This is a genomic window from Methylobacterium sp. FF17 (assembly GCF_025813715.1).
Classification (GTDB): Bacteria; Pseudomonadota; Alphaproteobacteria; order Rhizobiales; family Beijerinckiaceae; genus Methylobacterium; species Methylobacterium flocculans.
In genome coordinates this window covers 3342613-3363863 of record NZ_CP107532.1, presented here as the reverse complement: position 1 = coordinate 3363863, position 21251 = coordinate 3342613, and the positions used below count along the sequence as shown (strand labels likewise).

Sequence of the window (21251 nt, the reverse complement as noted above, 5' to 3'; positions counted from 1 at the left end):
GTCACCCGGCCATCGGGCTGTGGAATCCGGACTGGAAGCTGTCCGGCGTCGGGATCTTCACGCCCGCGCCATGGGCCGCCAGGATCAGCCCGCGCTCGGCCTCATCGACCCGGCGCATCGCGGTAGCGAGCGGATCGCGGGGCCGGCAGCCGGCGGCGATCTCGTTCTCCTCAAGCCGGGCCCGCAGAGCGACGACCAGAGAAGCCGTTGAGCCATCGATGGCGCCCGGGGTGCCCAAGGCCTCGGAGAACATCGACCGCAGGTCGGTGAACGAGCCCTCGAGGGTTGCGCGCATCGTCTCGATCGCGCGGGCGCCGTTGAGATTGTCGAAGTCCTTGCTGGTCGCGTCCTCGAAGGCGAGCTTGACGACGGCGCCGAGCAGCCGGTGCGCGGCCACGTTCACCACATGCACCTGGGACGCGAGGTCGTCGGCCGTCAGAGTCGGGTCGGTATTGCGGAACGGAGCGCACATGGTGGCCTCGGGCGTCTGTCGGAGGGGGATGGATTCGGTGCGCCGTCAGCCCCAGCGCATGGGCGAGCAGATCAGTGCGGACGCGGCTCGGTTCGGCCGGCGATGATGTCGAGGCTCCGGACCAGGGAGCGAGAAGCGCCGATGGCGTGGACCGCTTCGGCGATGGGCGCGGCGTCGTCAGGGGTGACGAACACCCGGGCGTGGCAGCCGGAGACGCCAGCGGTGCGCAGGTGCTTGGCGGCCGCTACCGCGTCGGCGGCACCGGTGCGCTCGAGGTCGGCGGCGATCTGGATCAGATCGGGCACCGGGAGATCGACCGGCCGGCCAGCCGGGGCCGCTGTGCCCGCGATGATGTCGAGTTCAGCGAGCGCATGGCAGAAGGTGTCCACCCCGGCGCTGCGCAGCCACGTCGCCAGGAAGGCGGCGCTCTCGGGCTTCGGCGTGATGGCGACGAAACCGGAGCGCTTCGACCGGACGGAGGAGAAGAGGATGGCATTGGCGCGGGGCGCGTCGAGCCGGCCGGCCCGCATCTGCCGCGCGACCAGCGTCAACAGGTGCTCGTAGGTCTCGGGGAGGAAGTGGGCGTAGTCGCTCGGCTTCAGCTTCGCCTCGCGGCGGCGCTTGGCCTGCAGCTTCTCTCGGGTGTCGGCGGCACGCTCGGCAGCCCGACGGCGCCGGCCCTCGCCAGTCCCGTCGTTGCCGAAGGAGCGCATGCTGCGCTCGCGGGAGGAGATCGGGGTGTCCATCGCCACCGCCTCACGCCATCGCCACGGAGGCGCCGACACCGGGGAAGCGCATCACCCGGAAGGTCCTGGTCTCGATGATATCGAGCGCGGCGGAGACTTCTGCGATGTCGATCTTGAGGTAGCTGGCGAGCCAGCGAAGCTGCACCGGGACACCGCACCCGGCGGACCGGAGAAGGCTTCGAATTTTCGAGGCGGTCTGCTTCAGCACCGGGTGGCTCCATCTGCCGGAAGGCGATGAAAGCATATTCCCCTTTGAGGGGTAGTTATGTCAACCCCTAAAAGGGGAAGCTTGCGGTGGGCGGGGGCAACTTAGCTTTTCCACAGCCCCAGAAATAGACTCGACAAAGGCCATGCACGGTCTCACCCTAGAACATATAGGGAACAAGGGAACGACAGAGAGGTGCGAGATGGTCACAGGCCACTGGAGCCTGAGCTTTGTGAGGTTGTCGGGATTCGCATCCGCTGCGACGACTGCGGCCATCGTAGGTATTGGCCGCCCTCCCGAGTGCGGGAAGCCGTTCGCAAGGGCTTCAAGACCATTCCAGGCCTCGGCGGTAAGCTTCGCTGCGATCCCTGCGCTGCCAGGGGAGGAAGCGGCAAGAACATCAGTCTGATCCCCGTGCTGCGGGGCACAGGACCCATTGGCCCACCGGAGGCGTGCACATGAAGGCTGGGGGCGGCTGCGGCCTTCAGGCCTCTGCGGGAAGCCGAAAAGCCGCAGTGGTGGATCGTAGAACGGGCTTCCAGCAGGCTCGTTCGCGGTGGCCTCGTTCGTGAAAGGACTGGCTGCTCCGATGCCTACCAGTCCACCTTGCCTGAGGCACCGGCCGCATGACAGAAACTGCTCTCAACAATCAGGCAAAAGAAAGATTTCTCATCTGGGTTCTTAGAGCAAGCCGAGGGATCTAGCATGTGACAACGCTAAATCAGCGTCGATATCCGACGTAGAGCGGCCGGAAGCATCAAGCCCGTCCTGTATCGCGCGGATGTAGACTGTACGATGCGAGTCCTGTTTCAAGCCGTCAACTATAAGAAATCGGCCGTTTACAAGTGTTGGCGAAAAAATAAAGCGCTCACCGACGAAGCTATCCGGTTCGAACAGCATCGAATGGAAAGCCGATCCTATTGATCCGACTATCCTCCTGGTGACCGAAAAGATTTCGATTTGTTCCGACAGGGTGTGACGCTCAGGGTGAAAAATCTTATATCCAGCAGAGCGAAACGCCTCCTCAACCTGCTCTTCTCCATTTAATTTTCGTCTGCCTGATCCAGGGGTGGTCCTAGAGATATAGATTGGTTGGCCGTCACAAGGCGCGCCGTGTTTGCGCAGCCTCTCTGCAATTCTGAGGGGAGCATGCTTCAGCGCATCATATGCATTGTAGGAGTAATTGATTCCCGGGAGTGCGATGATGACGGTTTTGAGAAGAGTGTTGACCTCGAATCGCGCGATCTTTTTAGGATCAAAGTCAAGAGCAGCAAAAGCCTCCGCGACATAAGGCAGAGATAAAAACGAAGATAGCTTTCTGTTATCAGTAAAATAGAAGTGTTCTTGCCTCTCGAAGTTTGACAAAGCCCACATTCTGGCAAGGCCATCAACAACAAAGTGCCCGTAGTGAGGAGCTACATGACCAATCTGAACTATCGGCCGCTCGAATACCGCTTCAGCGCTGGGCGGGTCTATCTTCGGCGGAAAATGTTTACAAACACTCTGCTTTACCCGCCTTAGCTTTGAGGCGCCGATACTTGGTGCCGGTCTTAAATGAATAGCAGCAGTCTCATCGACGCACACGCCATCCCTTGTGTACAGAGCCGCGTATTCGGGAACGTAGATGAGATCCTGAAGGATCAGCAAGCCAGGTGATCGCTCCTGCGGCTCGAAGTGAACTGATGAGCGATTCCGCGCTTCGGACTCAGCACTAAACCCAACAAAACGAACATTGGAGAGCATCGAATTTATTTGCCCGTACTAAGGATGAGGTTGCGTAACTGGATCGCATGTCTGCACTGTAATTCCGATCCGCGTTATATTTCAGGCTAATCGCTCGACGCGACGCCAAAATATGATCCTTTCTAGGTGCAGCGGGAAACGCAACTGTGAAGGTTGGCACATAAATTAAGTAGGATGTTCAAATCCCTATCAGTTCAGGATAGGGGATCACCCGATGTAGGCGGACTACGGACGCGGCATCGAAGATGATTTCTTTCGCCGGCGTGTGTTGCTCTACGACGATTTTAGTAGCCGTGCGCTTCACAAGGCGCTTTACGAACGCGTCGCCCGGCGTGCCGTCGTTGGCCGGATGAAGCTCCACAAGGACGTAGTCGCGTGGCTGAGGCCGACGATGCGGGTCTACGTAAATCGGGTCGCCATCTTCGTATTTCGGAGAGACACTGTCTCCGATCACGTAGACGACATAGACATCTCGGCGATTTTCTATGCCCGGCGGTCGTGGCGCATGATCGATCGTCTGGCCATTTAAACGAAAGTCGCCGCCATTACCCCCCGAGCCGGTGCCATAGACTGGAACGTTGCGTGGGCCGAGGAACTGGTGGGTGTTCACGGCGGATTGATCTGAAGGAATTGCGGCGCTGGGCTCTGGTCTCTGCTCGTCAATCAGAACCGCCGGAGTTGAAATGTCATCGCCGATGATCACGGAGCGCGAAACTTCAAAAGCCTTCGCTGCCAGTCCGATCGTTCGCTCGGTCAGCCCGCGCTCCCCGCGTTCCAGCTTGATGAACTGGCCGCGAGAAATGCCCATGGCATCGGCCGCCTCGTCGTGCGTCCATCGCCGCTCTTTCCGCAACTGTCGAAGCGCGTTCCCCATAAGGGGATGTTTGAACGAAAACAGTCGCGTCGGTCCTTCCCCTTGTAGGGGTTGACTATCTTCCCCTTTGGGGGCAACTTCTGGGCCTATGAGGCTCATCGACTACATGCGCTCCGAAAACCTCGACGATGCGGCGATGGCCGCGCGCGTTGGCGGCATCACCGAGCACGGCATCAGGAAGCTTAAATACGGCGAGCGGGGCCCCTCGATTGAGGTCGCCATCCGCATCGGCGAAGCGACCGCTGGTCAGGTGGGCCTCAATGACTGGTCCCGAGCCGCCGGGGCCGTCCGCGTGTCCGTAGGCGGTGCGAGTGCTCACGCATGAGAGCCCTCGGTCCTCACTCTCTTTCATCGGTGAGCGCGCGGGCGCGGCTCCGTCTCCAAAACGGAAGCCTGCAGGTTCGACTCCTGCCACCGGTGCCAGTCATTCCCCATCGCGCCGGGCTTTTCCGGCCGATCGTCGGGCCCGACGGTGGCAACACACCGTCGTGGCTCGGCGTACCTCTCGCGCGGCGCCCGGCCGGTCATCTGGTCTCGCGTTACCGGCCGGGCGCCTACCCGTGCAGCCGTACGAACATCGGGCGGTCACCGATGGCGCGGGCGACGACGCCGCGGGCCGCGTGCGCCGCCTGGGCGAGGCTCGGGTCCAGCTGCGTCACCCCCATCATGGCTTCGGCCACGTGCCGGGTAAGCGCTGCTCCTGCAGTCGGTCCTTCCCGTTCCACTTCCCTCTTCACCAGCCACGACACCATGGCGTGCATCGCCAAGATGGTCGCGGTCCCTGCTGTCTCGTCGTCGGCCATGTCTCGGTCGTCCTTCTCTCGTGTTTCGCGCATCGGCTCCAGCCTGCCAGCCCATGGCCGCCGCGCGTCTCTGACCTGTGTTGCGTATCGGGTTCCGTCTCAGTCCTCAGTCTCGGCCTGCACCCCCTCTGTCGATGTCCAATCGACCACGGAGGATTGTTCAGGTGCGGACAATTTTTGCCCGGAAACGGACAATGCAGAGCGCTGCTGATCTCACCAGTCCGATGCTGGACGCTCTCGTGCGCCATGCCGAGCGGCGTACTGGTTCTCGGATGCTCGCCTACGACACCGTCGCCCGCACGATCGGCGCGACGGGCTCTTGGGTCCGGAAGTTCCTCGGCAATCAGCCCGTGCGGCTGGACGCTGACACCTTCCTCCGGATTCACGCGACCTACCAAGCCAACTGTGACCACTGGGAAGCGCAAGCCGACGAAGATCGAGCGGCGTTCTTCGCCCTCGGGAGGGGGGATGATGCGATGGATTCGAGCTCGGATACGAGCCGCGATGTGGAGCCGCGCGCGGCTTCTGAAGGCGGCCGGCAAACCTCTGCCCTGGTGGCTCCGCTGGTGGGTCAGGGCGCACCGCGACTGAGCGTGCGCCCATGAGCGCCGGCTGCGCCACCATCCTCGTCCTCACCGCCGATGGCGACCGCATCCGGGTGCCCGTGCGCAAGCCGCACCGCCCCTGCGTTCCGCGTCCCGACGCCTGACCTTCACCGCCGGCGGGCGGCTCCCGCCATCCTCACACTGCGAGAGTGTCATGGAAATCCAAGTCGACAGCAAAGAAGCCGGAGTGGCGCTGATCACCGGTCAGATCGTCGAGGCTTGGCTAGGCCGTCAGCCGATCGCTAAGGGCGCTGTGACAGCCGAGCAGCTGAGCGACGTCATCATATGCGTGCGGATCGGTCTCTCGACCCCGCTCCACAGCCTGCCAGCGCAGACCGATCGGCCGCGCTCGCACCTGTCTCTCGTCGATCCCGCCTGAACGAAAGTCGCCCGGCCTCTCAAGCCGTAACGGGGGACGGCGAAAGACCGGGCGAAATGCTCCCCGTCCTTGTCCACGGAAAGCACCCGCACATGACCACACAGCACACCGCCGCACAAGCGCCCGCCGTTGACGCATCGTCCGTCGCCGCCGACCAACTGAAGGTCTTCATCGAGAGGCTGGAGCGTCTGGAAGAAGAAAAGGCCGGCCTGTCCGCGGATATCAAAGATGTTTATGCGGAAGCGAAGGGTACAGGCTTCGATACGAAAGCACTTCGTAAGATCATTAGCTTACGAAAGAAAGACCATGCGGAGCGCCAAGAGGAAGAGGCGATCCTTGAGCTCTACATGCAAGCCCTGAATATGGCCTGATATCATGCGGACCTTCGCGCATCACCCGATTTCCCGCCGCCTGCCCATCAAGGGCGTGCCGATGCGCGAGTCCGCGATCCAAGCGGCCGTGTGCCAGCACTGGCGCATGTTCGGCCTGCCGCACACCCTCGTGGCGGCGATCCCGAACGAGGCCGCAAAGGGTCAGGCCGGCCTCACCAAGGGCCTGCCCGACCTCCTCATCATCGGTGGCCGCGTCCGCATCGGCTTCATGGAGCTCAAGACGCCGACCGGCAGGCTCTCGCTCGAGCAGAAGACCTTCCGGGCCCTGTGCGCCTTCGTCTCCATCCCCTTCGCCGATACTTACGGCCGGGACGAGCCCATCGCCATCTTGGAGGCCTGGGGCGTGGTGCGCCCTCAGGTGAATGGCCCAGCCGCCTACCAGACCAATCCCTCGCAGCGTGGAGCCCGGCCATGACCCGCGCCATCCTCCGCATCTCGTCGTCCCCGGCGATGGAAGGCGAGGCCCGAGATCTCGTCCTCCGCGTCTGGAAGGCTGGGCAGACCAGCTATCAGGCCGCCCTGGCGGTCCGCGTCCACTTCGAGACGCTGCGCGAGCCGATCCCCTCGCTGACCATCGCCCAAGCCTACGCGGCCAACGTCATCGGTCGTCACCAAGACGCCCTCTACGCCGCCCGTCAGCAGGAGGCGCAGAGCGCATGATCCGCCATCCCTTGGCCGATCGTGGCCACGACCTCTACGAGACGCCGCCGGTGGCCGTGCAGGCTCTACTGGGCGCCGAATGGCTTCCGAACCGGATCTGGGAGCCGGCTTGCGGGCCCGGCGTAATCGTTCGGGAGCTTCGCGCCACCGGTCGCGCTGTCTTCGCGTCCGACATCGTTGATTACGGCTGCCCTGGCCAGACCGTCGAGGACTTCCTGACGACCCGCGCGCCTGAGGCCGACTGCATCGTCACGAACCCGCCCTTCAAGGATGCGGCTGCGTTCGTCGCGCATGCGCTGGAGCTCTGCCCGCGCGTCATCATGCTGCTTCGCCTCGCCTTCCTGGAGTCGGAGCGCCGTCGTTCGATCCTCGAGGACGGCACGCTGGCCCGCGTCCACGTCTTCCGCAACCGCCTCCCCATGATGCACCGGGACGGCTGGACCGGCCCGAAGACGAGCAGCACCACGGCGTTCGCATGGTTCGTCTGGGACCGGTCCCATCGTGGACCGACGGCGCTTCACCGCCTGTCGTGGTCCGCTGCTGATGCCGCGCTCCCCATGGCTGCGGAGTAGCGCGGATATGATTCGAGCCGAGGTCCTTCGCGCGATGCTGGCAGCCGGTGCTTCATCCGAGATGCTGATTGCTGCCGTCGAGGCGGATCAGGCTGTGGAGCAGCAGGCGATTGACGACCGCAGAGCAAAGGCCGCGGCGAAGAAGCGGCGTCAGCGCGCGGGTGTTACCGGGCCCGTTGGTAACGCCCCTGCGTTTCAGACGTCCCCCGATGTCCCGGGGACACATGGGGACATTGGGGGACATCGGGGGACAGACGGGGACATTCCCGCCGCCCCCCTTCATGCCCCCCTCGCTCCCCCTGCACCCCCTCACTCCCCCCTTAATCCCCCCACCACCCCGGATAACCTCGACGCGGCCGTCGCTGCGGACCTGCCTGCGGGCTTGCCCAAGTCGACGACGAAACGCGGTCACCGCATCCCGGACGATTTCGCTCAGCGGCCCGAGGCTTTCGCCGTCTGCTCCGAGTTCGGCCTAGCTGCCGGGCAAGCCTCCGAGGCGCTGGCCGAGTTCGTCGACTTCTGGGCTGCGCTGCCCGGCGAGAAGGCGACGAAGCTCGACTGGTACCGGACCCTGCGGAACCGGCTTCGCGAAACGGTCCGACGCCGAAGCCCACAGCAGGGCCGGCAACCGCCACCACCAGGCCGCGGCAACGGCTTCGGCCACCTAGCAGCCCAGAAACGCGCAGCACGACAGATGGAGGACGGAGATGACCACGCTACCGAGCATCACGCAGATCGCTCCGTTCGCCCCGCTCACCCGGGAGCAGCGCGACCGGTTGAAGACGATGCGCGAGGCGGCTACGGCGACGGCCCCGGGCAAATTCTCGATCTCGTCGCGCGCCGCGCCTACGGATGAGGACCGGGTCTGGCTGGAGCCGTACCGGGCCAGCCTGCACCAGATGCTCCGCCCCGGCGACGCGTCGGCCATCCACGACCGGTTGCATGTCTTCCTCGGCGGGTTCTCGCAGCTGCGCAGCCTTGATGCTGAAGGCGCCGCGATGATGCTGGAGAACTTTGTCGAGGCAGTCGAGGGCCTGCCCCTCGAGGTCGTTGCGCGCACCTGCCGGGCCTGGAATCAGAAGAAGATCAAGGGCGTCGACTACCGCTTCCCTCCCGGTCCGCCCGAGTTCCGAGGCGCAGCCGACGACATCATGGCCGCCCTGCGGGTCGAGCGTCGTGACGTGGAGGTGGTGCTGCGGGCGCTGCCGGCGCCGGAGCGTGCGGCGGCTCCGACGGACGATGAGCGCAACGCCTGCGCCGCGCGCGCCGCGGAACTGGTCAAATCCATCGCCGATGCCGGCGCAAAGCTCGACGCCGAACTCAGCGATGCCAGCGCGAACGCCGCTCGGATTGAACAGGCGGCCTACGTCCGGCGGTTCCAAGCGGCCGAGGCCGAGCGCAAGGCGAGGATCGCGGCTCTGAAGGGCGACGGTGCAACCTCGACGCCGGCAACGGCAACGGCGCCAGCGGAGGGTGGTGCAACACGGATAACCGCCTGATTCATAAGCAGCAGTCCGATGGCTAAGCGACGTCTAATGACTTGGGAGTCGCGGGGACAGACAGCGCCTCGCAGTTGCGATCGCCGGGTGACTCTGTCCAGAAATGAAACACCACCGGCAGCGGGGCCGCAGCCGTCCAAAGCACAGCCCCGCCGCCTTCCCCGATCCCTCGCGTCAACGAGGGACCAGCGACCACCGAGATGCAGGAACATCACGATGACCGAGTCGACGCATAGCACCGGGTCCGGATCTGGGGCGAGCCTTCAAGAGGTTGCGCTGATCGAGAAGGATGGCGAGCCTCGCGCTCGGGACATCGAAATCGCGGAACGCCTTGGCTTGAGCCAGCTTCGCGACATCCGGCAGCTAATCGAGCGCAACCGGCAGGAGCTGGAGACCTTCGGGGCATTGGCGCGGTACGGCGCCGCGCCAATCACGAGCGGCAAGGGCCGCACGATGGAGGTGCAGGAGTTCTGGCTGAACGAGGAGCAGGCGCTGCTCATCGCGACCCTCAGCCGGGCGCCGAACGCCTCCGCAGTCCGAGCCATGCTCATTCGGACGTTCGTGGCTTGGCGCCGCGGCCACCTCGACCTGCCGGCCACCATAGACATGAAGGCCGTCGGCGGGATGATGAAGGGCATCCTGGCAAAGCAGCTGGGCGAGCTTCTGCCGATGATGGTGCGGGAGCAGGTCGCGGAGCAGCAGCACTCCGTTGTGCGAGGCGTCAGCGCGGGCCAGGTGCTCGCCATGGCCGGCCTCGGCGCTCGGAGGGGCCTTCGCGGCATGGCGCCGTGGGTCTCGCATCGGCTCAGGCGCTTTCACGCTCAGAAGGGCGCGGTGGTCCGGATGGCATCGCTCGGCAGCAGCCAAGCCTACGTGTTCGATCCGCTGGTCGCCAGGGCGTGGTTGGACGAGGGCGGCCGGGCCGAGATTGAGCACAAGGCGGCCGAGCGGCGCGGACAGAAGGTCCTGCCGTTTGTTCGGACTCCGCGCCCGTGAGCCGTCGCCACTTCGTTGAGACCCCGGTGCGCGAGGATGGCCAGCCCGTCCCGCGCTATCGGCTCGTCTGCGGCTCGTGCGGCTGTGGCGAGACCCTTGGCCGTCAGAACTTCGGGTCGGAGATCGCCGACTCGCAGGTGCCCAAGAAGTTCGAGGAGCGTGGATGGAGCGTCGGCAAGCGGCGCGATGGTCGAGATGACCTCTGCCCATCCTGTGTGAACCGAGAGCAGGAGGCGCGTCGTCGGCGCCTTCATGTCGTTCAGAGTGAGGAGTGCGTAACGGTGGTCCAGACAACCCCAAGCCTTGCTGTTGTTGAAGCAGGGAAGCCGCAAGCTACGGCTGCGGAGAAGCCGCGCGAGATGACGCGCGACGAGCGCCGCCTCATTTGGGCGAAGCTGGACGAGGTCTATGTGGACGAGAAGGCCGGCTATTCGGCTGGCTGGACGGACGCTCGTCTGGCCGAAGACCTCGGCGTTCCGCGGGCGTGGGTCTCGACCATACGGGACGAGAACTTCGGGCCAGATCAGAGCGAGGAGCTTCAGCGCACGGTTGCCGAAGCGCGGGCCGTGATGGCGGCGAACACAGAGCACGCCAAAGCCGTCGAGGCGCTGATGCAGCAGGGCGCGGCGCTGCTCAAGAGAGCCGAAGCGGTCGAGCGCAGCCTCCGTCGCATCGAGACGGCTGTTCGCTGATCGATCGTCCGGGCCGGCTGCCACCGGTCCCTCTCCCCATCCTCTCGTAGCGTATCGAGGATCAACACCATGCCTGCCAGCAGAAACGGACGCGGATTCGACGCCAAGGCTACGCCGCAGCACAACGTCGTCGTGGCTCAGGATGAGCCGATCCCGCAGGAGCGCCGGAACAAGACGCCGAACCTCTGGGCCAAGGGCGTGCGCTGGTACGTCTGCACGACTGCGCCGAGTCGGGAGTTGTCGGCCGCTGCCAGCGTCAGGCGGATCGGTCTCGGCGGCGCGAGGGCCGGAGAGACGCCGTTCCTGGCCTACGTGCCGTGCGAGTTCACCTGGAGGCGTGCGATCCGCTCGAACCTGCGGGTACCACGGCGCGAGCAGCAGCGCCCCATCATGCGCTCGTACCTGTTCCTCGGGGTGCTGGGCGGTCTCTGCGACGTGACCATGGCGGCGCTACGGGAGCGGGATGTCGATCAGCGCAACGTCCACGGTCTGTCCGGTATTCTCGGCTCACCCACTGCAGGGCCGCTACGCATGAATGGCGAGGGCATGCGCTGGATGCGCCAACAGGGCGAGGACGAGCTAGCGGGTAGGACGAATCTCAATCCACTGGCCGGGCTTCAGGCGGGAGATGACGTGCGCGCCGGCTCCGGCGTCTTTACCGGGTTTGCCGGGCGCTTCGTCGGGACAACGGAGGGGGGCACCGTTGGCGTCATCTCTCTGACCGTCATGGGCTCTTCTTGCAATGTCAGCCTGCCGATTGAGGATGTGCATAGGGCCGCTTGAGCATGCGATGTATGTGTATCCAAATTGCAACGCTGAAACTGGATGAATACCAACGTCCCGGGAATCGTTTGACGTAGTCGTGATCGCCGAACAGTAGTCTCTATCCGCAAATGGGATGGGTGCTATGGGCGACGTCACGAAAAAGACTGGCTTTATCAACGATCCTTTCTTCAACAGAACCATTTATCCGGCCGAAAATGTAGCTTCGGTTAGCTCATTTTCCTATAATAATAGTGGGCTGGGCTCAGCTTCATCTGCTTCATTGAGCGCCGATCTCTCGCAATACAACGCTTTTGCGCTTAACAATGAAGGCTCGGAAACGCGCTATCTTTATGGCCTCAAGCAAGATGGGAGCGAGACTTTCATCAGCATTTACAACGACCCGACTATTAGGTCCGGAATTAATGTAATATCGCAAACAAAACTTGATAACGGCTCGATGTTTCTCCTGGAGAAGCAGGATCAGAGCGGTAATCTCATATTCTCGAACAGCGCGATTTCGCGCGATAATGCCACGTACAATTTCACCACCCCCCAGGGCGATTACGTGACGCCGGTCTGCTTCGTCACGGGCACGGGCATCCGCGTGATCCGCGACGGCCGCGAGGCGGATGTCGCGGTGGAGGACCTGCGCGTCGGCGACCGGGCCGTGACCGCGTCCGGCACGGCCCGGCCGATCGTCTGGATCGGGCACCGCGACCTCGCGGGACAGGGCGGCGCGCTGGCCCACGCCCAGCAGCCGGTCCGCGTCAGCGCCGGTGCCTTCGGAGACGGCCTGCCGACCCGCGACCTCACCCTCTCGCCGGGCCATCCCGTGCTGGTGGGCGCGGACGACGACGCGCAGGGCGGCCACCTCGTGCCGATCATGTGCCTCATCAACGGCACCACCATCGTGCGCCTGCCGCTTGCCACCGTCACCTACTGGCACGTGGAGCTCGACTCCCACGACATCCTGCTGGCCGAGGGTCTCGCCGCCGAGAGCTACATCGACGGGGGCGACCGTCCGTTCTTCGCGCAAGCCTCCGACCATGCCCTGCACAACCCGGATTTCGTGGCGCCGGGCTGGTCGGCCCGCTGCCGGCCGGTAGCCGTGGACGGTCCCGTCGTCACCGCCGAGCGGGCGCGCCTGAGCGCCGTGTTCGCCGACACGCTGACGGCGCAGGGCGCCTGGACCGACGCCACCTTCTCGGCCTGAACCGGGGAACGGCCCGTGCATATCTAAAAGTACGGGCCGCTTATCCCTTGACGTGTCTTAGGCCGGGCCTATTGTCCTTCTCGCGCCGATAGCAGAACAATATGGACGGATCGAGCGCGAGAACGGATGTGAGGCTGACACTGGCCCTGCCGCTTCTCCCCTAAGAGAAGCTCTGTCCTGGGCGAGAGATCGCCACGGGTGTCATCATATGACTAGGTGGAGCGACTCACCCCGCTCCGGTGCGTTGACGCTCCATGACATACCGAATTGAATTCCGCGACGGCCAAACTGAGATCGGCTCAAGGTTGGAACCCGGGGATTTCGAAGCAGCCAAAGCGCATGCTCGAGAAGGCCTGATCTTGCACAAAGCTACGTCGGCGCGGATCGTAGACACAGAAGACCGCGAAATCTGGACTACGGAGATCAGCGGATCGGATACTGGCGCCCCTCAATCCTAAGGGGCGCCGGAAAGTCCTAATAGTAGCTGCGGCGACCGTAACCGCGACCATAGCCGTAACCGCGTCCCCGACCGTATCCGAATTCACGGCCACCGAAGCGAGGCCCGAAGTGGCGACCACCACCGTAGCCACGGCGTCCATATCCATCACCGTAGCCGCGACGCCCGTATCCACCGCCGCCGTAGCCACCATAGCCGTACTGGACGTTCTCGACGGCAGTCGCAGCATCGGGCATCGCCGTGACGCTGAGCGGTGCTGCCGATGACGGTGCGGGAGCCATGAACAGACCAGCAGCCATCAGGCCAGCACCGAGCGTGAGTGTCTTGAACATTGGGTAACTCCCCGCGGACCTACCTCTCCGGTAGCCCGCCTGTGCCCTGTAGCAGCGTCGATCTGAACGCAGCCCGTGGTGAAACAATTGCCGCGTTCAGCCTACCAGCCAGTGGGCGCCGAGCATGACCGCCGACCCGGCAATGGCCATGCCCATGAGGGTGACGCTGCTGACCTGATCGACCTTGTCGACCGTGTTGCCGATCCGATGCTCCCGGTTCATCGAGGTGCTCTCCGGTCCCGCCTTGTTGGCATCCGCATTGAGCACGTCGTTCGTGGTCTGACTGGGAACGGCATCGAGGTGATTGATCGCGGTCATCGGTTGTCCTGCTGGTTGGAAGGGTGGTTTGCCAGGGGCAACTCGGGCTCTCCTGACAGAGGCTGGTAGCTAGCCGGAGAACGATCCGAAGCCTCCGAAGTCGGATGCGGGTTTTACGACGGCACCTTCCAGTTCCAACGCGTTCTGCAGGGAGTGAGACTCGGAAGCGTCGTTCACCAGGTCCATACGCTGGTTGCTGCCGACCGATGTCGCCGTCAGGTTCGCCTGATGCGATGCATTCGGCCAAGCGGCATTGGCAGGCGTGATGTGATTGCGCATGCGGTAGGTCCTGCTGGTATGCCACGGCTGTTCGGATGTGAGCAGTGAATGCCCGGCGCTCTCGGCCGTTCCTCACGTACTTGAGACCAAACCGTCGCATGACCGCGCCTCATGTCGGGGAAGCATGATCGAGGCAGGCCTGGCGAAGCCCAGGCGCAATTCTTTCACTTCGTTGAGGGTGGCATGCATGGCCCGCCTAACCACCATAGGTTCGCGCCTCGCCACTCTCGACACGCGTACCTCGCGCCCGCCTCCGAAGACGGCAGAGGCAGACCTCCTCACCCCCGAGCACAAAGCCTGGAGGCTCGAGGTGCTGAAGCGAGCGGGGTGGAAGTGCCAGGCTCCGGGCTGCACGGCTCATGGCAGGCGCGGCGGGGTCCGGCTCTACGCTGACCACATCGTGGAGCGTCGGGACGGTGGAGACCCGCTAGACCCGAGGAACGGGCAAGCCCTGTGCCCACCTCACCATCAGAAGAAGACGGCGGCCGCTCGGGCGCGCCGCATGGGCACGGCAGGATCTTGAGCATGCAGATCGGTCGCATCGAGGGCTGCACTCGGGTGCTCGGCAAGAGCCAGGGATACCTTGGTGTGCCCATCCGCGATGAGGTCATCACCTGCAGCGTGGGCGGGCCTGAGACGCCCGCCATGACGACGGCATGGTTGCCCACCCCTGACGAGCTTGCCGCCCTTCAGGCTGGCGCTCCCATCCACGTGCGAATCCTCGGCACCAGCCACCCGCCCATCATGGTCGAGGTGGCTGCTGAGCCTGGAGTCTAGCCGCCTGCCTACCAGAAGGTAGGGGGGGGTCTAAAGTATACCAGGCCAAGGGGCGGCTACCGCATCAGGTCGCATGCGCAGAACTTTTCCTGGTGGGTGTTTTCGAGGGTGCGGAGCGGTGCGGACAGTCGGCGATGAGCAAGGCGAAAAAACCGATCGACTGGGCTGGCATTGAGCGGGATTACGTCAAAACCGACTTGTCGATCAGAGAGATAGCCCGTTGGTACGGGTGCTCCGACAAGGCGATTCGGCTTCGGGCGAAAGCAGGCGGGTGGGCCCGGCCGGGTGCCGAGGCTCCGCAGGACGCTCCGCGGACTCCGCGGCCCCTCATTGAGCATGTCGAGCCGATCGTGGAGCGCATCCGCACCCCGCTGAACAGCGAGACCGCGAAGCCGGAGGCCATCATCGGCCGCGGCCGAATTCTCGCCCTCCGAATGCTCGATGAACTGGATGCGACCACCTCGCACATCGGCGAGATCGAAGAGGCGATCGAGGAGGCAACGCCCGGCAAGAGCGGCGCCCGCCGTCGCGAGGCGATGATGAAGGCGGTCAGTCTGCCGGTGCGCGCCGGGACGCTGAAGAATCTCGCCTTAGCCGTGAAGACGCTGGCCGAGACGCTGGCGCCGGCCGGGAAGAAGGCCGCCGCAGCCGAGGAGGCAAAGGCAGCGGGCCTCGGCTCGGATTGGGGCGATGACCTCGCCGCGCCGGACGCGCGACCGAACTGATGAAGGCATGGAACACCGCCTGCCCAGACTGGGAGGACCGTATCCTCGCCGGGCGCACCCTGGTGCCAGATCTCCCGCTCTTTCGGGATGAGGCGGCCCGCGCGGTGCGGGTGTTCAACCGGCTGAAGATCCCGGACGTCATCGGCCAGCCGACCATGGCAGAGGCGGGGACGGAATGGCTGCTCCCGATCGTGGAGGCCATCTTCGGCTCGTACGACGCGGCCGCTCAGCGGCGGATGATCAACGAGTTCTTCTGGCTGGTGCCGAAGAAGAACAGCAAATCGAGCGGCGCGGCCGCCATCATGATTACGATCATGATCCTGAACCGCCGACCGCTCGCAGAAGGGCTGCTGATCGCCCCGACAAAGCAGATCGCCGACATCGCTTACAAGCAGGCCTGGGGCATCATTCAGGCGGACGCTCAACTCGCCAAGCTCTTCCACGGCCAGCACCATATCCGCCTCATCACGCACCGGAACAGCGGCGCGACGATGCAGATCAAGGCGGCCGACACCGACGCCATCACCGGATCGAAGGCCACCTACACGCTCATCGACGAGACGCACGTCTTCGCGAAGAAGCCCCGGGCCTCAGACATCTTCGTGGAGATCCGGGGCGCTCTGGCCGCCCGGCCGGACGGCTTCCTGATCCAGGTCACCACTCAATCGAAGGACCCGCCGTCCGGCGTCTTCAAGGAGGAACTGGAGAACGCTCGTAAGGTGCGGGACGGCGAGATGCGGCTGCCGCTCCTCCCGATCCTGTACGAACTACCCCAGCGGATCTCTGCGGACGGCGGCTGGAAGGACCGGAAGCTCTGGCCTCTGGTCAATCCGAACATGGGCAAGTCGGTCGACGAGTCGTTCCTCGTCAATCAGCTGCTCAAGGCGGAAGAGAACGGCGCCGAGGCGCTGGCCCTGCTGGCTTCGCAGCACTTCAACGTCGAGATCGGGATGGGCCTGCGGGCCAATCGGTGGCCCGGCTCGGAGTTCTGGAAGAGCCGGGTCGACCACGCGTTGGTCAGCCCATCGGAGGATCGGCAAGCGGGCCTGCGGGCCATCCTGGAACTCTGCGAGGTCGTCTGCGTCGGCATCGACGGCGGGGGCCTGGACGATCTCTTCGGCCTCACGGTGCTCGGCCGTGAGAGGGCGACGCGAGACTGGCTGGCCTGGACCCATGCCTGGTGCCACGACGGCGTACTGACGCGGCGCAAGTCGATCGCGGCTCGCCTGCGGGATTTCGAACGGGCCGGCGAACTCACCATCGTCAACGACGAGCTCGGCGATATCGCGGAGATCGTCGAGGTGGTGGCCAGCATCAAAGACCGCGGTCTCCTGGCCTGTGTCGGCGTCGACCCTGCCGGGCTCGGCGAGTTCATCGAGGCCATGGCCGAGATCGGGGTGACCCAAGAGGCGAAGCTCCTCGTGGGCGTGCCCCAGGGCTACGGCATGATGAACGCCATCAAGACAGCCGAGCGGAAGCTGGCGAACGGGACGCTTCGTCACTCGGGCTCGAGCCTCATGAATTGGGCCGTGGGTAACCTGAAGATCGAGCCCACCGCCACCGCCATCCGGGCGACGAAGCAGAACGCGGGCGACGCGAAGATCGACCCGGTGATGTCTCTGTTCGACGCGGTGGTGCCGATGTCGCTGAACCCCGAACCTGCGCGAACACGGTCCGTGTACGAGTCCCGCGACATGCTGATGGTGTAACGTATGCAGGTTGTACCGCGCATCCCGCTTGGCGGCGCGCCCGCCGCGCAGGCGGGGCCGCGGACCAGCGGAGCCCCAGGCTCTGTGATGGCCGATGCCGCATCGGTCCCGTTCATCGGCTTGGATGACCCGGCGCTGCTCGAGTACCTCCGCGGTGGGAACTCGTCGGCATCCGGCATCGAGGTGACGGTCGACCGGGCGATGAAGAACCCGGCCGTCTTCCGGTCAGTCAGCCTGCTTTCGCAGACCATCGGGATGCTCCCGCTGCATCTCGTCGACAAGGACACGAAGGAGAAGGCGCGGGACCACCCGCTGTTCAAGATCCTCCACCGCAAGCCGAACGCGTGGCAGAGCGCATACGACTTCCGGACGCTAATGCAGATGCGTGCCCTCGTGAAAGGCGATGGCTATGCCCGCATCATCCGCTCGAGGGACTTTCGCACGCGGCGGGACAAGATCGTGGGCCTCGTCCCCCTGGACCCGGATTGGGTCACGCCAATCCAGAACCCCGATTTCACCGTCTCCTATCGCTACCGCCCGCCTCGTGGCGGCCAGGCCACATTCGACCCCACCGACGTCTTCCACCTGCGGAGCATGTCGTCAGACGGCATCCGGGGGATGTCCCTGGTCCGGCAAGCCGCCGACGCCATCGGCCTCGCGATCGCCGCCGAGCTCGCCCTGGGCCGGCTCTACAAGCACGGCAGCTTCGTCAACGGTTACCTCGCGCATCCGAAGACCCTCAGCGAGGATTCCATCATCCGGCTCCGGCAGAACTGGGACAGCCGGTTCGCGGGGGCGGAGAACGCTGGTCGCACGCCGGTGTTCGAGGAAGGGCTGGAGTACAAGGCGCTCGGGTCCACGGCCAAGGACGCACAGTCGCACGAGACGCGCGGCCGGCAGCTTGAGGAGATCGCGCGCATCTTCGGCGTGCCGCGACCGCTCTTGATGATCGACGAGACAAGCTGGGGGTCGGGCATCGAAGCCCTCGGCCAGTTCTTCGTCGAGTATGGGCTGAGTCCTTGGTTCGAGGCGTGGCAACAGGCCGTCGAACGCTGCCTCCTCAGCGACGAGGAGGCGGAAACGCTTGAAGCCAAATTCAACGCCGGTGCGCTGCTGCGGGGCTCGCTCCAGACGCAGGGCGAGTACTTCGCCAAGGCGCTCGGCGCCGGGGGGCAGCAAGCCTGGATGACCCCTAACCAAGTCCGCGAGATGCTGGACATGCCGGCGCACGCCGATGGCGACCGGCTCGGCAACCCCATGATGGGCCAGGATGCTGGCTCGCCACCTTAGAAGGGACGGCAAATGGCTGATGAACCCCGCAAGCCGACCCCGGCGAGCCCCCAAGATGCGAACGGCGAGCCCGAGACGAAGGGTAAGCCCAAGCTGGTCGCCAGCGTCGAACTCGAGACGCTCGCTCAGGCTCAGCGTCCGAAGGGCGTGATCGGTCGCATCCGCGCCGAGAGTAACGACCCCCGCGCCGCGCGTCCGAAGGCGCTGCCGGTCCCCCACCGGCGCAACGTCTCGGCCTACACCCCGCCGCCGGTCATCGAACGCTGGAACGCTGATGCAGCGGGTGTCCGCGCCGTGGAGTACGGCGACAACGTCATCACGATGTTCGGACCCGTAGGGGAGGATTTCTGGACGGGCGAGGGCATCACCGCCAAGCGCGTGACCGCGCAACTGCGCGCGATCGGGAGCCGCCCGGTCGAGGTGCACATCAACTCGTTCGGCGGCGACATGTTCGAAGGCCTCGCGGTCTACAACGTGCTGCGCGAGCATCCCTTCGACATCACGGTGAAGGTGATGGGTATCGCCGCATCCGCCGCTTCGATCATCACGATGGCCGGCAACCGGGTCGAGATCGGCACCGGCAGCTTCATCATGATCCACAACTGCTCGGTCATGGGCGGCGGCAACCGGCACGACTTCGCCGAGATGGCTGCCTTCCTGGAGCCGTTCGATGTGGCCATGGCCGGCGTCTACGCCGAGCGCACCGGCCTCGACGTCAAGGCTGTCGCCAAGATGATGGACGACGAGACCTACCTCTCCGGCGCCACCGCCGTCGAGAAGCGCTTCGCCGACGCCATCATGACGGCCGACAAGACGAAGGTGGACGAGAAGGCCAAGGCCTCCGACCACTCCGTCAACGAGCTTCGTGCGATGGAGCTTCAGCTCGTCGCCTCCGGCATGTCGCGCACCGATGCGCGCGAGCGGATCAACAAGATCAAGGGCACGCCAGGCGCTGCCCATGAAGAGGGTACGCCAGGCGCTGCCCTCGAGCCCGGTTCTACCGGGCCCGCCGAGCCAAAAGCAGGCGATTTCGATTGGTCCAGCCTTGCTGGACTGGCCGCTGTAATTCGTCCCTGAAGGCACCCACCACCATGAAATACGTTTCCGCTGCGGCGGCCCTCGCGGGCGCGTCCGCCATCGTCCGTCCGCGCGCGCTGCTGAGCCCCAGCATCCGCGCCGACGCCTCCGATCCGAAGGCCATCATCGCCGCCCTGCAGAAGGGCTTCGAGGACTTCAAGAAGGAGAACGACGACAAGCTGAAGGCCAAGGCCGATGTCGTGGCCGAGGAGAAGATCGACCGCATGAGCGCCTCGCTGGGCGACATGCAGACGGCCTTCGACGACATGCAGAAGAAGCTGGCCGCCGCCATGCTGCGCCCCGGCGAGCAGATCGGCGACCTGCCCCCGACGAACCCCGAGTTCGTGGCCGAGTACAAGGCCTGGATGCGCAAGGGCACCGTCTCGGCTGCCATGGACAAGGGCACCGACGGCAACGGCGGCTACCTCGCTCCGGTGGAGTGGGATCGCACCATCACGAGCAAGCTGAAGCGGATCTCGCAGATCCGTGCCAATGCGCGGGTGCAGACCATCTCGGTGTCCGGCTTCAAGAAGGTGTTCTCGGACCGTGCCGTCGGCTCCGGCTGGGTCGGTGAGACGGCCTCCCGTCCCGCCACCTCGACCCCGGCGCTCGGCATCCTCGATTTCACCCCGGGCGAACTCTACGCTAACCCGATGATCTCGCAGCAGCTTCTCGACGACGCTGCCGTGGACCTCGAGCAGTGGCTCGCCGAGGAGGTCGACACCGAGTTCGCGCGCCAGGAGGGTATCGCCTACCTGTCCGGCAACGGCACCAACAAGCCCTATGGCGTCCTCACCTACGTGGTCGGCGGCGCCAACGCCGCTCGCCACCCGTGGGGCGCCATCCCGGTGATCAACAGCGGTGCCGCCGCCGCCCTGACCGGCGATGGCCTCATCAGCCTGATGTACGATCTTCCGTCCGAGTTCAGCGCGAACGCGAAGCTCTACATCAACCGCCTGTCCATCGGCGCCGCCCGGAAGCTGAAGGATGGCCAGGGCAACTACCTCTGGCAGCCGTCCTACCAGCAGGGCGAGCCCCAGACCCTCGGCGGCGCGCCGGTGGTGGAGATCCCCGACATGCCGCTCGTGGCCGCCGGCAACATCGCCGCGCTCTACGGGGACATGGAGGCGACCTACCTCATCGTCGACCGCCTCGGCATCTCGGTGCTGCGCGACCCCTACACCAACAAGCCCTACGTGGCCTTCTACACGGTCAAGCGGGTCGGTGGCGGCGTCTACAACCCCGAGCCCATGCGCGCCCTCCAGATCGCGGCCTGAAGCCCAGTCACGGCGGCGGGCTGATCGCCCGCCGTCACGATCCATCCCCTCTCAGATCAGGAGGCCATCATGGCCGTGACCACCGATAGGGCGCCGGACGGCAAGCCGGCAGAGACCGCTGGCGCGAAGGCTGCGAACATCCCTGCAGCTACCAGCGTCGACACCTCCGGCGCGCCGCAGCAGGTCGTGCCGGACGTCGACATGAGCCATCCGGCCGTGGACGACAATCCGCGCGCCAACACCACGGTCGATCAGAACCGCATCGACTTCAACGATCCGACCCTGTCCGGCGCCGAGGCCGTCGCCCAGAACCTGCGCGAGCAGGGCATCGCGGTGGCCGAGCCGGCCGCCGACACGAAGGGCAAGAAGTAGGGCTCTTCAACCCGGAGGCGTT

29 protein-coding genes and 1 tRNA gene are annotated in these 21251 nt (G+C 64.9%); 21 read left to right on the top strand and 9 right to left on the bottom strand.

Features of this window, described 5'->3' with window-relative positions; genetic code table 11:
• Position 1: 1 nt before the first annotated feature.
• The 5 genes from OF380_RS15870 to OF380_RS15850 form a co-directional block, all read right to left on the bottom strand.
• Entirely contained in the window at positions 2 to 472 is a 471-nt protein-coding gene (locus tag OF380_RS15870; RefSeq protein WP_264045597.1) for a hypothetical protein, read from the bottom strand.
• A 71-nt stretch (positions 473 to 543) separates the two neighbouring features.
• On the bottom strand, positions 544 to 1218 hold the full coding sequence (locus OF380_RS15865) for a hypothetical protein (protein ID WP_264045595.1): 675 nt from the start codon (positions 1216 to 1218) through the stop codon (positions 544 to 546).
• 10 nt (positions 1219 to 1228) lie between these two features.
• Positions 1229 to 1426, bottom strand: a complete 198-nt coding sequence (locus OF380_RS15860; protein WP_264045593.1) for a hypothetical protein — start codon at positions 1424 to 1426, stop codon at positions 1229 to 1231.
• Positions 1427 to 2104: 678 nt separating this feature from the next.
• Entirely contained in the window at positions 2105 to 3070 is a 966-nt protein-coding gene (locus OF380_RS15855) for a glycosyltransferase family 61 protein (protein WP_264045591.1), read from the bottom strand.
• 274 nt (positions 3071 to 3344) lie between these two features.
• Positions 3345 to 4139: a helix-turn-helix domain-containing protein gene (locus OF380_RS15850; RefSeq protein ID WP_264045589.1), complete on the bottom strand. Its 795-nt coding sequence runs from the start codon at positions 4137 to 4139 to the stop codon at positions 3345 to 3347.
• Here OF380_RS15850 and OF380_RS15845 point away from each other — a divergent pair.
• Both OF380_RS15845 and OF380_RS15840 read left to right on the top strand, forming a co-directional pair.
• Complete coding sequence (locus tag OF380_RS15845) at positions 4129 to 4365, top strand: hypothetical protein (protein ID WP_264045588.1); 237 nt, start codon at positions 4129 to 4131, stop codon at positions 4363 to 4365. The genes OF380_RS15850 and OF380_RS15845 overlap by 11 nt on opposite strands.
• Before the next feature lie 25 nt (positions 4366 to 4390).
• Positions 4391 to 4463, top strand: a tRNA-Trp gene (locus OF380_RS15840).
• A gap of 131 nt (positions 4464 to 4594) precedes the next feature.
• Here OF380_RS15840 and OF380_RS15835 read toward each other — a convergent pair.
• Positions 4595 to 4843 carry a hypothetical protein gene (locus OF380_RS15835; RefSeq protein WP_264045586.1) on the bottom strand — a complete coding sequence of 83 codons (249 nt, stop codon included), beginning with the start codon at positions 4841 to 4843 and terminating at the stop codon, positions 4595 to 4597.
• Positions 4844 to 5037: 194 nt separating this feature from the next.
• Between OF380_RS15835 and OF380_RS15830 the strand changes: the two genes are divergently transcribed.
• The 11 genes from OF380_RS15830 to OF380_RS15780 all read left to right on the top strand — a co-directional run bounded on the left by OF380_RS15830 (position 5038) and on the right by OF380_RS15780 (position 12616).
• Complete coding sequence (locus OF380_RS15830) at positions 5038 to 5448, top strand: hypothetical protein (RefSeq protein WP_264045584.1); 411 nt, start codon at positions 5038 to 5040, stop codon at positions 5446 to 5448.
• Between the two features lie 154 nt (positions 5449 to 5602).
• Positions 5603 to 5827, top strand: coding sequence for a hypothetical protein (locus tag OF380_RS15825; protein WP_264045583.1), 225 nt, complete (start codon positions 5603 to 5605; stop codon positions 5825 to 5827).
• Positions 5828 to 5919: 92 nt separating this feature from the next.
• The gene (locus tag OF380_RS15820; RefSeq protein WP_264045582.1) at positions 5920 to 6198 is read left to right on the top strand and encodes a DUF2312 domain-containing protein; all 279 of its coding nucleotides are present in this window, start codon (positions 5920 to 5922) and stop codon (positions 6196 to 6198) included.
• A 4-nt stretch (positions 6199 to 6202) separates the two neighbouring features.
• Positions 6203 to 6634 (top strand): hypothetical protein, encoded by a 432-nt coding sequence (locus tag OF380_RS15815; RefSeq protein ID WP_264045581.1) that lies wholly within the window; start codon positions 6203 to 6205, stop codon positions 6632 to 6634.
• Positions 6631 to 6879 (top strand): hypothetical protein, encoded by a 249-nt coding sequence (locus OF380_RS15810; RefSeq protein WP_264045580.1) that lies wholly within the window; start codon positions 6631 to 6633, stop codon positions 6877 to 6879. Before OF380_RS15815 ends, OF380_RS15810 begins: the two co-directional genes overlap by 4 nt.
• Entirely contained in the window at positions 6876 to 7451 is a 576-nt protein-coding gene (locus tag OF380_RS15805; RefSeq protein WP_264045579.1) for a class I SAM-dependent methyltransferase, read from the top strand. The genes OF380_RS15810 and OF380_RS15805 overlap by 4 nt, the downstream gene beginning before the upstream one ends.
• Positions 7452 to 8158: 707 nt before the next feature.
• On the top strand, positions 8159 to 8950 hold the full coding sequence (locus OF380_RS15800; protein WP_264045577.1) for a hypothetical protein: 792 nt from the start codon (positions 8159 to 8161) through the stop codon (positions 8948 to 8950).
• Positions 8951 to 9166: 216 nt separating this feature from the next.
• On the top strand, positions 9167 to 9946 hold the full coding sequence (locus OF380_RS15795; protein WP_264045575.1) for a hypothetical protein: 780 nt from the start codon (positions 9167 to 9169) through the stop codon (positions 9944 to 9946).
• Complete coding sequence (locus OF380_RS15790; protein ID WP_264045573.1) at positions 9943 to 10638, top strand: hypothetical protein; 696 nt, start codon at positions 9943 to 9945, stop codon at positions 10636 to 10638. The genes OF380_RS15795 and OF380_RS15790 overlap by 4 nt, the downstream gene beginning before the upstream one ends.
• Before the next feature lie 69 nt (positions 10639 to 10707).
• On the top strand, positions 10708 to 11421 hold the full coding sequence (locus tag OF380_RS15785) for a hypothetical protein (protein WP_264045571.1): 714 nt from the start codon (positions 10708 to 10710) through the stop codon (positions 11419 to 11421).
• Between the two features lie 439 nt (positions 11422 to 11860).
• Positions 11861 to 12616, top strand: coding sequence for a Hint domain-containing protein (locus OF380_RS15780; RefSeq protein ID WP_264045570.1), 756 nt, complete (start codon positions 11861 to 11863; stop codon positions 12614 to 12616).
• A 474-nt stretch (positions 12617 to 13090) separates the two neighbouring features.
• On the opposite strand, the gene OF380_RS15775 is transcribed toward OF380_RS15780, so the two are convergent.
• From OF380_RS15775 to OF380_RS15765, 3 genes are all read right to left on the bottom strand, one after another.
• Positions 13091 to 13405 (bottom strand): hypothetical protein, encoded by a 315-nt coding sequence (locus tag OF380_RS15775; protein ID WP_264045568.1) that lies wholly within the window; start codon positions 13403 to 13405, stop codon positions 13091 to 13093.
• A gap of 96 nt (positions 13406 to 13501) precedes the next feature.
• Positions 13502 to 13723: a hypothetical protein gene (locus tag OF380_RS15770; RefSeq protein ID WP_264045566.1), complete on the bottom strand. Its 222-nt coding sequence runs from the start codon at positions 13721 to 13723 to the stop codon at positions 13502 to 13504.
• A gap of 69 nt (positions 13724 to 13792) precedes the next feature.
• Positions 13793 to 14002: a hypothetical protein gene (locus tag OF380_RS15765; RefSeq protein ID WP_264045564.1), complete on the bottom strand. Its 210-nt coding sequence runs from the start codon at positions 14000 to 14002 to the stop codon at positions 13793 to 13795.
• Between the two features lie 124 nt (positions 14003 to 14126).
• On the opposite strand from OF380_RS15765, the gene OF380_RS15760 reads away from it, so the two are divergent.
• The 8 genes from OF380_RS15760 to OF380_RS15725 all read left to right on the top strand — a co-directional run bounded on the left by OF380_RS15760 (position 14127) and on the right by OF380_RS15725 (position 21229).
• Positions 14127 to 14525, top strand: coding sequence for an HNH endonuclease signature motif containing protein (locus OF380_RS15760; protein ID WP_318784127.1), 399 nt, complete (start codon positions 14127 to 14129; stop codon positions 14523 to 14525).
• A gap of 2 nt (positions 14526 to 14527) precedes the next feature.
• A complete protein-coding gene (locus OF380_RS15755) occupies positions 14528 to 14779 on the top strand; it encodes a hypothetical protein (RefSeq protein WP_264045561.1) in 252 nt (83 codons plus the stop codon).
• Positions 14780 to 14913: 134 nt separating this feature from the next.
• Entirely contained in the window at positions 14914 to 15504 is a 591-nt protein-coding gene (locus OF380_RS15750; RefSeq protein ID WP_264045559.1) for a hypothetical protein, read from the top strand.
• Positions 15504 to 17213 (top strand): terminase large subunit, encoded by a 1710-nt coding sequence (locus tag OF380_RS15745; RefSeq protein ID WP_264045556.1) that lies wholly within the window; start codon positions 15504 to 15506, stop codon positions 17211 to 17213. The genes OF380_RS15750 and OF380_RS15745 overlap by 1 nt, the downstream gene beginning before the upstream one ends.
• Positions 17214 to 17300: 87 nt before the next feature.
• A complete protein-coding gene (locus tag OF380_RS15740) occupies positions 17301 to 18503 on the top strand; it encodes a phage portal protein (protein ID WP_264045554.1) in 1203 nt (400 codons plus the stop codon).
• Between the two features lie 12 nt (positions 18504 to 18515).
• Positions 18516 to 19580: a head maturation protease, ClpP-related gene (locus OF380_RS15735; protein ID WP_264045552.1), complete on the top strand. Its 1065-nt coding sequence runs from the start codon at positions 18516 to 18518 to the stop codon at positions 19578 to 19580.
• Between the two features lie 14 nt (positions 19581 to 19594).
• Complete coding sequence (locus OF380_RS15730; RefSeq protein WP_264045550.1) at positions 19595 to 20857, top strand: phage major capsid protein; 1263 nt, start codon at positions 19595 to 19597, stop codon at positions 20855 to 20857.
• 69 nt (positions 20858 to 20926) lie between these two features.
• Positions 20927 to 21229, top strand: coding sequence for a hypothetical protein (locus OF380_RS15725; protein ID WP_264045548.1), 303 nt, complete (start codon positions 20927 to 20929; stop codon positions 21227 to 21229).
• The last annotated feature ends 22 nt before the right edge of the window (positions 21230 to 21251 follow it).